We start from the raw sequence: 12,099 nt of genomic DNA on the forward strand, positions 1-12,099 counted from the left end.
AACGTCTTACTATAAAGATTTGGCCATTAACTCGGAAAATACAACCCGCCGGCCCTTGAGTCGAATGGCCAACCGGTGCAGGGGTGCGCCTTTACCAGGCCAGCCAGATTACGTGTCGGGCGCCCTTGCCGGGGCGCAGGGCCCTGACAATGACAGGCTCCACAGAAAAACCGGCACGGCGTAGCCTCTCGGTAAACGCGTGCTCGGGACCAGCGGACCAATAGGCCAGTATGCCGTCAGAGCTCAGGGATTTCTGCGCGGCAGCAATGCCTTCGGGGGAGTAGATCCAGTTGTTTTCCTTGCGGGTAAGTCCCTCCGGGCCGTTATCCACATCCAGCAGGATGGCATCCCAGTTGCCATCACCCTCCCGCAGGAGGTCCGCTACATCGCCAATGTGGACGCCGGCCCTGGTGTCATTCAAGGGATGCCCGGCCGCAGCTCCCAATGGTCCCCGGTTCCATGCTTCAACCTCGGGAACCAGCTCGGCCACGGTAACACGGGCATCGGCGTCCAGCGCCGTGAGCGCCGCAGCCAGGGTAAACCCCATTCCCAGCCCGCCAATCAACACCCGTGCGCCGTGCTGGCCGGCGATGCGCTCGCAGGCAAGCGTGGCCAGGGCATCCTCCGAGCCGTGCAAACGGCTGTTCATCAGTTCACCCGTGGTGCCGGCAATTCTGATGGAGAACTCATCATTGCGCTGCAGCAACCGTAGCCGGGTACCGTTGCCGGGAATGGTTGCAGTGCCGATTTCCTCAAAGCGAGCCATCTATTTTCTGACCCACTCGCCGTCCACCAGGATATACTGCCCCGGAGGCGTCTTCTCCAGTGCCTTCTGACCAGCCACCGTTTCCACCTGGGTCACGGGAATGTCGTGTTTCTCAGCAATGCGGACGTATTCATTCCGCCGTGCCTTATTGATGGCCTCGACTATGCTGCGGGCATTACCGCTTGCCTCGACGACCTCCAGATAACCGGTGGGGGTTTCTCCCACCAGCCCCTGCTGTTTGGCGGTATCAAGCTGGCTTTTGGCCTCTTCCAGGCCCATCGAGAACGCCGGCAACGCCAGGCCAAGCACGAGGATAAATACACCGAGTTGTACAAACCGTTTCATGAGTGACTCCCTGGATTCAGAATTGACCATCAGAACAGACCCTTTTCGCCGAAGAGTTCATCCACTTCTTCATCCACCTTCACGTAGATTTCGTGCTGGATCTTGACGTTCAGGTTCACAGTGATGGGCTCCTTGGGCGCCTCCATTCGCACAGTGGGTGTGCATGCCGCCATACCCAGAGCAAGTGCGATTATCATCAGCGTATAACGACACTTTCCGAGCGAAAGGCCCGGCCTGTTTCCGTCCATCTGTTCTACTCCTGATTAGTTGCCCGAACCGGTCGACTGACTTCCCGCATCCCGTTTCCGGATCAGGTTGCGTACCTTCTCTGTTACGGCTTCGTTAACCCGGCCACTGAGTTGCAGGCTGGTCAGCAATGCCGGAATATCTTCTTCCAGATTGATGTTGAGTACGATCGGATGCCCGTCGCGCACGTCAGGACTGCTGCCTTCGAGACGCAATCCCAATACCAGCGTACCATCCTGATCATAGTCTACCGTGCTGTTGAGAACGGTGTAGTTAAAGTTTTGCATGGCCTGCACCACCAGAGCCATGGCCTCATTCTTCTGCGCCATACCTCGCAGACGGTCCGCCGGCAGCTTCAGTGTGCCTCCGGGGGCCACCGCTTCAACCTGTCCGGACTCGATGCTGACGCCCTCCTCGCTGATCCACAGCGGGACTTTTCCCCTTAGCACACCACTGCCGGCCAGGCCTTCCGCCGGATAGACCTGCATCAGTTCGGACAGCTCAATACCACTGAGTTCAAGGGGGACACGTAAAGGCAGGTCCGAAAGTTGCCACTGTGCGGGCTCAACGCGAACCGAGCCACCCAGAAGTTGCGCGGACGCCTGCTCTATGGTCAGTGTCCCGGCACCCATCTGCTCCATGGTCGAACGGTAGCCACCAACAATCTCGACGTTGCTCAGGGCAATGCCCGGGTTCACCGTGTCGAGCGACAGGCGGGAGCTCCCGGCCTCAAGTCGGTCACCTGCTTTCTCAATGGCCACTTTGCCATTGAGACCGGCCCACGCCGTGCGAACAAAAAGACCGCCCAGACCGTCGAACGTTACCTGTCCCTGCATCCGGGCACCCTCCGGCGGGAAACGCAGACCCAGCTCTGTCCTGATGCTCCCCTCTTCAACCTCAAGCCCCTCGGGCCAGGCAGTAAAGGTACCAGACAGCTGCCGGCTTCCCTTTGTGCCCACGGCTGTCATGTCAGCATCCAGTTGCGCAATACCATCAAACGGAAGGCTGGACCTGATATTGGCTACCGCACCGGCATCCGACGAGAGCCTGCCGTCAAACGTAAGGCCCTTCAGGCTCCCCTCCAGGCGGCCGTCGAGACGCCAGGGCTGCGGATGTAGCTGTGACTGTTGAATAGTGGCTGCCGTTGCCACTGCGGTACCCTCAAAGGCCAGTTCCTCCAACGCCATTGGCTGCAGACTGTACCCGGCAGTCAGTTCCATGCCCGCGAGCTTGACCCTGAGCCTGTCCAGTCGCAGGGCGCTGTCGGGGGCTTCAACCCGGGCAACCTCAACAAAGCTCCCGTCACGGAACTCGAAGTCCGCCGACTGCCCCTCGGCCTTGCCGGCAATCACCAGGCTTGCCCGCCCCTTGTGGATCCGCCAGCCGGCCCGGGTCATCGCTGGCACAGGCATATCAATCCGCAAGGCTTTGGTGGCAATGCTCCGGTCATCGGGTGCCGCAAGCTCTGAAAGGGTCAGGTCCCCTGTGGCATGGATACCCTTTGGGAGGGTGAGGGCAAGCTGCTCAATAGCAATATTGTCAGGCAGCCAAGCGGGCAACTGGCGGGGAAGTCCACCAGAAACCTCAGTGGATGCCCCGGTTTGCTGACTGGCGTTGGGCCAGGCAGGAACGTCCACCGCCAGCCGACCTACCAGGACCACATCCGGTGTCGGGCCATACCAGTTCCATTTCCAGCCCAGCGACAGTGCCTCGCCCTCGACACGGTAGGACTGGCCATCTCGCAACTGGGTTATGGCAAAATGCTCAAGCTGAACCCCGGACAGGGACACGTTAACACCCTGCCATTGCAAATTGCGGATGTTATTGAGTTGCTGCCACTCCTGCCAAGCAACTCGGGCGTACCAGCCCCCGGCCACGATCAACACAACCAGCAGGGCCAGCAACCAGAGCAGAAAACGACGCAGCGTCATTACACGGGCCATACTGGACTCACTGTCCGCGCCAGTTCACCGTGTAGAGATCGTGCCGGCGATCCTTCAGGTTCTTGACCGTACCGCTATTGCGGGCGGTAATCAGTGTTTCCGGCCTCAGATCGGCGAAGGCGACGGTCTCGACATTAGGAGTGGTATCCGCTGCGATACCGTCGCGGGCGAACGGGAAATCGCAGGGTGTCAGAATGCAGCTCTGGCCATATTGCAGCTCCATGTTGGGGACATTGGGCAGATTGCCCACATTGCCGGATAGAATCACGAACAGCTGGTTTTCCACCGCCCGCGCCTGGCAGCAATAGCGAACTCTCAGGTAGCTCTGGCGCTCGTCGGTACAGAAGGGCACAAACAGTATCTGGATTCCCTGGTCTACCAGGTGCCGAGTCAGCTCCGGAAATTCGGCGTCGTAACAGACCAGCACGCCGATGGGCCCGCAATCGGTTTCGATCGCGGTTACTCGGTTACCCCCGGTGATGTTCCACCAATACGCCTCGTTCGGCGTGGGGTGAATCTTGGGCTGGGAAAACACCTGGCCGTCCCGCAGGAACACATAGGCAACATTCTGGATTCGACCATCTTCCTCCTTCACCGGTGTGGAGCCGCCGATGATGTTGATGTTGTGCCGAAGGGCCAGGTCCCGCATCAGGTTGCGGAACGGCTCAGCGTACTCCGTTACTGCCTCTATGGCTTCTGCAGGCGTGCCCTCGCGACTTTCAATGGACAGCAACTGCAACGTAAACAGCTCGGGGAACACCACGAAATCGCCCTTGTAGGTGGACACCACATCCACAAAATACCGGACGATCTCACTGAACTCCTCGAACGACGCCACGCGGCGCTGCTGGTATTGCACGGTGCCGATCCGAACAGTATCCGGAACCCGCTTGCCATAACGTTTGCGCTTGCCGTTGTGGCCGTTCCGGGCCACTTTCGGGTTACGCCAGACCAGATGAATGCCGTAACCAAGCGAAGCATGGTCTGCATCCAGGTAATGGGGAATAATGCCGTAGATTTCAAACCCGTTATGCAACTGGAACGACAGCACCGGGTCGCGCTGTTTTTTTGACTTGATGGCGTCCACGTAGGCTTCCACCGACTCAAACTTCTTCAGGCGTCTGGCCAGCGTTGGCAGCCTGCCTGCAAACACCACCCCCTGCAGTTCCAGGGACTGGCACAGATTCTTGCGTGCGTTGTACAGGCGCTCACCAATCTTGTAGCCACGGCAGTCCGGGTCAACACAGACTTCCATACCATAAAGCCACTCCCCTTCCGGATCGTGCCTTGAGGCGTAGCCGTTACCGGTAATCTCCGTCCAGTCATGGGGCACAAGGGCGGCGTCTTCACCGATACGGAAAGTGGCGCAGTAGCCCACAACCCGGTCTCCGAGCATCGCCACGAACTGCCCTTCCGGAAAGGTGTTGATCTGCCCTGTCAGTGGGCCGGCGGTGTAGCCATACATTCCGGTTCCCTCGTAAACCCGGCGGCTCAGGGCAATGATGCCGGGAATATCCTGAAGGGTGGCGTTTCTTACATAAAGACGCTGGGACTGGTCAGTAAAAGGAGGACTCATTGAAACCTCGGGACTGAAAGCATCCATCCATAGTTCGCGAAACAGCCTCAAGTCGTCAAGCGGCGTCGACTGTTCCGGGGTCATCGCCGCCGCCTTCGACGAAGCTCTCGGGCGGCAACTGCCCCGAACCACCCCTTTGACTGGTTATCCACCTGCCAACAGCAACACCACGCCCAAGAGATAGAGCACCATGATAACCACGCTTTCCATCCCGATCTGGCCGATGCCATGCCGCTCTCGACGAATGAGCCCCATCATCAGAACACCCGACATCAGCAGTGTGAGCACTGCCCAGAATTTCGAGTCTTCCGGCATGGCGTGATAGATCGAACCTTCCCGGTAGGCAATGTCAGAGGCTGCAGTAAACAGTGTGTCGAAGGCATTACCTCCGATAATGCCGCCCACGGCGAGGGTGAGTGCGCCACGCCGGACCGCGGCAATGGATGTTACCAACTCCGGAATCGAAGTACTGATCGCTGTCAGCATCACACCGACAATGGTCTGTGTCAGGTTGGTCCTGTCAGCGATTACCGTAGCAGCGGGCTCTAATGTCCACCCTGCAATCCCCAGAATCGCCATCAACAGCAGAAACTCGGTCACAAGCCGAAACAGCGGCGGCATGGTCGTCACGTCGTCAGGCTCGTCTTCACGCGTGTCCCTGGTCACAGAAGGTCGCCACATGGGGGATTCCGTGGCACCGCGCACCAGGTAGATGCCATAGATGTAGACGCCCAGTAAAACCGGGGTTACCGGATGGACCCCGAAGATCGTAAAGTCTGGAAGATAAGGAGCAAACAGAATCAGCGACAGCAGGCATATCAGCAGTCCGTTCTGCATCATGTTGGGTACGGATGCGGCAGCGTGTTCAAGATTGGCGCGGCGGTAAACCATGTCCGCAACCGCCAGAAAGAACGTCTGCACCGCAATACCACCCAGCGCGTTGCTCACCGCCAGTTCAGCATGGCCATTCCACGCCGCTGTTACCGAAAGTACCGACCCACCCAACGATGTGGAGGCACCCAATAGCACCGCGCCAGCCGCAGCTTCGCCTATTCCCGTCCGATCGGCCAACTGGTCCACTATTCGGGTAATACGCGTACCGGCCACTGCAATGACCACAGCACACAGGCAAAACACGAGACTACCCTGCAGCAGGGTCCAGTTTTCTGGATTCATTGGAAACATGGCTCTATCCCTTGCCACCTGTTCTGTCGCGGTGTAAAACACCATTGGCAGGAGATTCTACAGCCATAAAGACGGAACACCATGACCCAGACACAAAAGCCTCAACAGCCAGAACAACCACAACCCCCACAAATACCTGCCCAGTACTCGTTTTTATGGCTCAGTGCCGCAATCATCCTGATGTTTCTCTGGCTTCAGGATGGCCGGCAACCGACGGTGACCGAATTACCCTACTCGCAATTCAAGGAAGCGGTTGCCAGTGAACACGTGGAAGAAGTCACGCTTCGGGCCGACCACATTGAGGGTCAACTGACTGAAGAAGGCGGCAAAGCATGGGCCAGCAATAGCAACACCCTTCGCTTCCATAGCATTCGCCCCCCGATTGAGGATCCGGACCTGCTTCCGCTGCTGGAATCCCACGCTGTTACCATCACCGCCCTGCCTGCAGAGCCTCCAGTATGGCAACAGGTATTGACCAACGTGCTTCCCTGGCTGCTGTTTCTGGCGTTATTGTTCTGGTTCTGGTCCTATGCCCAAAAACGCATGATACAGCAGGGTGGCGGGGTCCTGGGCTTCAACCGTTCCAAGGCCCGCAGGGTAGAAAAGCAGTTTTCCAAGACCAGGTTGTCTGATGTGGCAGGCATCGAGTCTGCAAAACGCGACATCACAGAAATCATTGATTTCCTCACTTCTCCCGAAAAATACAAGGCTCTGGGGGCGGACATGCCCACTGGTATCCTTCTGGTGGGCCCGCCCGGAACCGGCAAGACCCTGCTGGCGAAAGCCATTGCCGGGGAAGCCGATGTCCCCTTTTTCAGTATCAGTGCATCCGAGTTTATTGAAATGTTCGTCGGGGTTGGCGCTGCGCGGGTTCGGGATATGTTCGAAACTGCCCGCAAAGAGGCGCCTGCACTGATCTTTATTGATGAGCTGGATGCCATTGGCCGTTCCCGGGGTGCCGGTTTTGGTGGAGGCCACGATGAACGAGAGCAGACCCTCAACCAGATCCTGACAGAGATGGACGGCTTTGAAGGCCACGAAAACGTGGTTGTTCTGGCCGCCACCAACCGCCCGGATGTACTCGACAGTGCCCTGCTGCGCCCGGGCCGCTTCGACCGTAAGGTAACGCTGGACCGCCCCCACAAAGAGGCCCGCAAAGCGATTCTTGAAGTCCATGTCCGAAAGGTGCCCCTGGACAGCGATGTCAACCTCGAAGAAATAGCCGCCCGCACCATCGGGTTTGCTGGCGCAGACCTGAAAAATCTTGTTAACGAGGCGGCCCTTACTGCTGCGAGACTCAACCTGAAAAAGGTCAACAATGACTGCTTCGAGCATGCCCGCGACCGTATTGTGCTTGGCGAAGAACGCGACGCGGAATTGACTGACGAAGAAAAGCAGGTAGTGGCTTACCACGAATGCGGACATGCCATCATGGCCTACTTCATGCCCAAGGCCGACCCGCTCACCAGAGTGACTATTATTCCCCATGGCATGGCGATGGGCGTCACCGAACAGACACCCAAAGAGGACCGTTACAACTACACCGAAAGCTACCTGACGGACCGTATCAAAGTTATGCTCGGCGGCCGATCATCTGAGAAGCTCATTTACGGTGAGGTTAGCACTGGTGCCCAGAACGACCTCAAAGAAGCAACCAAGCTTTTACGACGTATGTTCGGCCAGTGGGGCATGAGTGAGAAAATCGGCCCGCTGGGGCTGGGCATTGGTGAAGAGCACGTCTTTCTGGGTCGTGAAATGGGCCAGCCCCGTGAATACAGCGAACACATGGCCGAACTGATCGATATGGAAGTCCAGGCAAAACTCATTGAGCTTGAAAAGGCCACAGTGAACTTCCTTTCAGATCATCGACAACAGCTTGAAGCCTTGGCTAACGCTGTTCTGGCCAAGGAAACGCTTTCAGCCACTGAAATCCAACAGATTCTGGAAGGTAGTCAGGAGCAGCCAGCGTGACAGTTAACTGCAGCCATGTTCTTATGCGGGTGACACGAGGAACCTCGCTTACAACGGATTGACAACTGCTATGGACTCAGCACCCGGGAACGACCTCCAAGCTATTCAGACAGAACTGAACCGCCTTGAAAGCTACCGGCGGAGAATCTACCTGGGCGTGCTGATCCTGACTATTGTCATTGTCCTGCTAAGTTGGGCATTTCGTGAAAATGGCGACCCCTTCATCGCTATAGCCTACCCCGTCTTTGCCGTCGTTCTTGCCGGTCTAGGCGTTGCCCTGTGGTACAGGGCAACCTCACTGAGACGGATGGAAATCATCCTGATTGCAGCTGTAGGCACCATGATACTGAGCCGCCTGGCCTGGCACTTCCATTTCGGCGACCCCTTGGGCCAACACCTGCTGTTATTGGCCGGCGGGCATTACTGGGCAGTAGGCATACTAATTGTCAGCGGCTTTATTACACTGGGTTATCGCGGCGGCATGGTTACCGGAGTCGCAACTTTCCTGTTCTCGGCAGCATTGGCAGCCTATGAAATTCTGGGCTGTTCTGCAGCGGCGGAGGGCGCATGCCAGAACTGGGTCTATCTGGCCCGTATCCATCTTTTTCTGGCCATTCTGCTAGCCCTGACCAGTGCCGGGACCTTTTTGCGCGAACGCACCTGGGGCGCATTTACACGAGCTGAAACACTCCAGCACTGGGCCAACACAGACCCTCTCTGTGGCCTCTCGAACCGCAGGGGTGCTGATGGGTTTCTGGCCGCGGAGGCTGCGCTGGCAGACCGTTACCAGCGCCCCCTGACCATCATTCTCATTGATATCGATCAGTTTAAAGGCATCAACGACGACCACGGCCATAAAGTCGGCGATTCCGTTATTCGCGGATTTGCAGACATCCTCGCCAACACCGTACGGGAAGTAGACCTGGCCGCACGCTGGGGTGGTGACGAGTTCCTTGTCGCGACACCTGGTGTTGATCTTCGCGCCGCCCGCCACGCCGCAGAACGTTGCCGAAGGGCTATTGAGCGGGCGCCCATTGCAGGTATATCGGTGACGGTGACCGTTGGTATTGCGCAATACCTTCCCGGAAAGGGAATCGATGATGCCATCAACCGCGCTGACGCCATGCTCTATCGTGCCAAGGCAGCGGGCCGCAACCGGGTCATTACCGAAGCCTGCGAACTGGCCTGACCAGGCTGTCAGCGGTCCAGCCACTCGCGAAACCATTGCTCCCGCAAATCAACGGTCTGCGAATACCAGTGGTGGTCCCGCACAACTGCCGTACCCATGTGGGATGGCGCAGTTGGCATATATGGGCGCATAGGCACACCTGCATCGGTGTGCAGCCCTACCCGTCGCTGGGCCGATTTCCGCGCTGGCCCGTAGCTGATCAGGTTGGCCTGGGCCGCCATGTTCTCAGCCCGTGTGGCAAAGGCAATAAAATCCTCAGACAGATCAGCCTGATCTGTTCCACGAAGAATACTCCAGCTGTTGAACCCGATCAGTTGCCCATCCCATATTACCGAGATAGGGGCGCCTTCCATGGCCCTGGCATGGAAGAAGCGCCCGTTGTAGCCCGTCGCCATGGCTGCCTCGCCACTGGTCAGAAGCTCCACCGGTTCGTCACCACTGGTCCACCAGATAATGGCGTCGCGAATATCGTCCAGGCGCTGTGAAGCCAGGTCCAGCCCGCGCCGGGTGCTGAGCAGGTCGTAGAGCTGCTCACGGGGTACCGACAGTGACAGCAATGCCCACTCCAGCAGCCCCACCGGAGATTTTCGGAGAGCCCGCTTGCCTGGAAAGGCCTCCAGGTTGAAAAAATCTTCCACACTGTCGGGCTTGACACCGGGAAAGGCCCTGTCATCAAAGGCAATGACGGTGGAAAATACGATCTGGGTAATAAAACACCGGTGAATGGCACCTTCCATGAAGTCTTCCTGAGCTGGCGTACCATCAGGTGCGGGCGTCAGGATATCGGGGTCGATGGGCTCAAGCAGGCCCTCCATACAGGCGGCGCTGGCATCGGACTGGATCATGTCGATCACGTCCCACTCCGAGTCACCACTCTCAAGCTGCTCCCGCAGCACCTCTATACCACCGTCATAGTGGACTGTCTCGATCTCTATGCCGGTTGCTTCGGTAAAGGGTTCAAAATAGGCCCTTCGCTGACTGTCCTCATAAGCGCCACCCCAGGTCGCAACCGTAAGCACCGCAGGATCCTGCTCCTCACTTTGTGCCTGAAGAACTGTCGGGACTGCCAGGAAACTGAGCACCATCAATCGCCAGGCCATTAAGCTACGCCGCTTCATTCTCTTCCTCACGCAGATCGTGCACGATTTCCAGGTACGCTCGTATAACCGCCTCTTCCGGAACCACCCCCATCAAACGACCATTACGGTCAACCAACGGGACTGCTTCGCCGAGAAAACCTCGCAGCATTTCCATGGACTGCCACACCGAAGTGTCCTCGTTAAAGGTCGTGTAGGCCGGAATGGCCTTTTCCAGGACCGGTATGGAAGCCTGACTGTTCACGATGCCCTGCAGCCTCACCACACCCAGCAGTTTCCCGCCGCCATTCAGGATCATGGCCTCGGATCGGTGATCATCTATCAGGCGCTGCCGAACATCTCCGATGGTTTCCCCCTCATCGGCGGTGGTGACGTTATCAGAGAGATAGGCGCGAATCCTGTAGGTTTCGAGTATTGCCTTGTCCCGCCCCAGGGACAAGTCGAATCCCCGGGCCCGTAATTGCAGATCAAACAGGGAGCGCCCGATGACCCGGTAGGAAATCAGGTTGGCGAAAACCACGGCTACCATCGCCGCAATGGTCAGGTCGTAACTCCGGGTCAGCTCGAACACAATCAGGATGGTTGTCAGGGGAGCGCCGATGACGGAACTGGCCAGAGCCATCATGCCGCAAATGGCGTAAACCACCAGGCCGGAATGTGGCACTGGCGCTATGTAGGGCAACACCAGGCCATAGAATGCACCGAAAAGAATACCGATCAGCAGGGCCGGGCTGAATACTCCGCCAACAAAACCAAAACCGACACACAACGCTGTCAGTGCCAGTTTGGCCACAATAATCAGTGCCAGCTCACCGATCCCAAAGGCCCCTTCGATGGTGGCGAAGCGGAGGGTTTCCTGACCGATTCCCAAGACCTCCGGTATCCACAGGGCCACCAGCCCGACAATCAGGCCAGCAGCCGCCGGCCGCGCCCACACCGGGGCTATATAATACCTGGCGGCCTTGTCGCTGAATCTCAGCAACAGCATAAACCCCCATGCCAGGCCAGCGCACAAGACCCCTTCCAAAGCGAAGAACACGAACTCGTAGCTGTGCTCAACGCTGCCGAAATTAACCAGGAAGAGAGGCGGACGATCGAAGATCACATTAGCTATGACATAGCCTGTTGCCGCTGCAACCGTAACCGGCGCAAACGCGCGTAACGAGTAGTGGCGCAGGATCACCTCATGGGCAAACACAAGCCCCGCAATAGGCGCGTTGAATGCCGTGGAAATAGCCGCTGCCACGCCGCAGGCTATGGCAATGGAACGCTGATGACGCAGATTGAGCCGCAGGCGCCCGGCCAGATTTCCAAACATCGCGCCCAGATACACCAGTGGCCCGTACTGCCCTACAGACGCTCCGCTACCGAGAGAGACCAGAGCTGCAAGCGTTGAAGCCAAGCTGCTTCTTAACCCCGGAGCCGGACTGCTGGTCTGCGCCGCCAGAATGGCATCCGGAGGCGCCAGGCCCCGTTTCTCCCGCACCAGGAAGTGAACCACCAGGCCAACAACAAGACCGCCAACGGTTGGAACCAGCAATGTTGCTGCCGCCACCAATCCGGGACGGTCATCGGCCTGGATGCGGGCATAGGGGGATATCAGTAGCCGTTCATTGAGATAGTGCACCGCATCCACGAAGCCGATCGCCGCCAGCGAGGCAGCGGCGCCCACTGCGATGGCCACCACCGTCACCATACCGATCTGATATACAATCTGTGGAACGCCGCCCTTATCCATACTGCAAGTAAAGTCCTGAGTAGCGATAGACTCAAGTGTTTAC

At 58.0% G+C, this 12,099-nt stretch carries 10 protein-coding genes; 2 read left to right on the top strand and 8 right to left on the bottom strand.

Features of this window, described 5'->3' with window-relative positions; genetic code table 11:
- Positions 1-91 precede the first annotated feature (91 nt).
- The 6 genes from QPM17_RS04795 to QPM17_RS04820 form a co-directional block, all read right to left on the bottom strand.
- Positions 92-766: a polyamine aminopropyltransferase gene (locus QPM17_RS04795; protein WP_285389220.1), complete on the bottom strand. Its 675-nt coding sequence runs from the start codon at positions 764-766 to the stop codon at positions 92-94.
- A complete protein-coding gene (locus QPM17_RS04800; RefSeq protein ID WP_285389222.1) occupies positions 767-1,111 on the bottom strand; it encodes a YdbL family probable chaperone protein in 345 nt (114 codons plus the stop codon). It lies immediately after the preceding gene.
- A 29-nt stretch (positions 1,112-1,140) separates the two neighbouring features.
- Positions 1,141-1,359 carry a YnbE family lipoprotein gene (locus QPM17_RS04805; RefSeq protein ID WP_285389224.1) on the bottom strand — a complete coding sequence of 73 codons (219 nt, stop codon included), beginning with the start codon at positions 1,357-1,359 and terminating at the stop codon, positions 1,141-1,143.
- Between the two features lie 15 nt (positions 1,360-1,374).
- Positions 1,375-3,300 carry an intermembrane phospholipid transport YdbH family protein gene (locus QPM17_RS04810; protein ID WP_285389225.1) on the bottom strand — a complete coding sequence of 642 codons (1,926 nt, stop codon included), beginning with the start codon at positions 3,298-3,300 and terminating at the stop codon, positions 1,375-1,377.
- Positions 3,301-3,307: 7 nt separating this feature from the next.
- Positions 3,308-4,876 carry a bifunctional GNAT family N-acetyltransferase/carbon-nitrogen hydrolase family protein gene (locus QPM17_RS04815; RefSeq protein WP_285389227.1) on the bottom strand — a complete coding sequence of 523 codons (1,569 nt, stop codon included), beginning with the start codon at positions 4,874-4,876 and terminating at the stop codon, positions 3,308-3,310.
- A 144-nt stretch (positions 4,877-5,020) separates the two neighbouring features.
- Complete coding sequence (locus tag QPM17_RS04820) at positions 5,021-6,061, bottom strand: sodium:calcium antiporter (RefSeq protein ID WP_285389229.1); 1,041 nt, start codon at positions 6,059-6,061, stop codon at positions 5,021-5,023.
- Between the two features lie 81 nt (positions 6,062-6,142).
- Between QPM17_RS04820 and ftsH the strand changes: the two genes are divergently transcribed.
- Together ftsH and QPM17_RS04830 are read left to right on the top strand one after the other, a co-directional pair.
- Entirely contained in the window at positions 6,143-8,032 is a 1,890-nt protein-coding gene (ftsH, locus tag QPM17_RS04825; protein WP_285389230.1) for an ATP-dependent zinc metalloprotease FtsH, read from the top strand.
- Between the two features lie 70 nt (positions 8,033-8,102).
- On the top strand, positions 8,103-9,221 hold the full coding sequence (locus QPM17_RS04830) for a GGDEF domain-containing protein (RefSeq protein ID WP_285389232.1): 1,119 nt from the start codon (positions 8,103-8,105) through the stop codon (positions 9,219-9,221).
- A gap of 8 nt (positions 9,222-9,229) precedes the next feature.
- Here the strand turns inward: QPM17_RS04830 and QPM17_RS04835 are convergent, their stop codons facing one another.
- Positions 9,230-10,339, bottom strand: coding sequence for an ABC transporter substrate-binding protein (locus QPM17_RS04835; RefSeq protein ID WP_285389233.1), 1,110 nt, complete (start codon positions 10,337-10,339; stop codon positions 9,230-9,232).
- Positions 10,326-12,056 (bottom strand): chloride channel protein, encoded by a 1,731-nt coding sequence (locus tag QPM17_RS04840; RefSeq protein ID WP_285389235.1) that lies wholly within the window; start codon positions 12,054-12,056, stop codon positions 10,326-10,328. Before QPM17_RS04840 ends, QPM17_RS04835 begins: the two co-directional genes overlap by 14 nt.
- Positions 12,057-12,099: the final 43 nt, after the last annotated feature.

Origin of the sequence: Marinobacter azerbaijanicus (assembly GCF_030250645.1) — a bacterium.
In the GTDB taxonomy this organism is placed as follows: domain Bacteria; phylum Pseudomonadota; class Gammaproteobacteria; order Pseudomonadales; family Oleiphilaceae; genus Marinobacter; species Marinobacter azerbaijanicus.

What these genes read in the sequence shown, in the direction of transcription:
- QPM17_RS04810 (WP_285389225.1), bottom strand. Translation starts at nt 3,300, where the DNA reads ATGGCCCGTGTAATGACGCTGCGTCGTTTTCTGCTCTGGTTGCTGGCC.
- ftsH (WP_285389230.1), top strand. Translation starts at nt 6,143, where the DNA reads ATGACCCAGACACAAAAGCCTCAACAGCCAGAACAACCACAACCCCCA.
- QPM17_RS04830 (WP_285389232.1), top strand. Translation starts at nt 8,103, where the DNA reads ATGGACTCAGCACCCGGGAACGACCTCCAAGCTATTCAGACAGAACTG.
- QPM17_RS04795 (WP_285389220.1), bottom strand. Translation starts at nt 766, where the DNA reads ATGGCTCGCTTTGAGGAAATCGGCACTGCAACCATTCCCGGCAACGGT.
- QPM17_RS04815 (WP_285389227.1), bottom strand. Translation starts at nt 4,876, where the DNA reads ATGAGTCCTCCTTTTACTGACCAGTCCCAGCGTCTTTATGTAAGAAAC.
- QPM17_RS04820 (WP_285389229.1), bottom strand. Translation starts at nt 6,061, where the DNA reads ATGTTTCCAATGAATCCAGAAAACTGGACCCTGCTGCAGGGTAGTCTC.
- QPM17_RS04805 (WP_285389224.1), bottom strand. Translation starts at nt 1,359, where the DNA reads ATGGACGGAAACAGGCCGGGCCTTTCGCTCGGAAAGTGTCGTTATACG.
- QPM17_RS04835 (WP_285389233.1), bottom strand. Translation starts at nt 10,339, where the DNA reads ATGAAGCGGCGTAGCTTAATGGCCTGGCGATTGATGGTGCTCAGTTTC.
- QPM17_RS04840 (WP_285389235.1), bottom strand. Translation starts at nt 12,056, where the DNA reads ATGGATAAGGGCGGCGTTCCACAGATTGTATATCAGATCGGTATGGTG.
- QPM17_RS04800 (WP_285389222.1), bottom strand. Translation starts at nt 1,111, where the DNA reads ATGAAACGGTTTGTACAACTCGGTGTATTTATCCTCGTGCTTGGCCTG.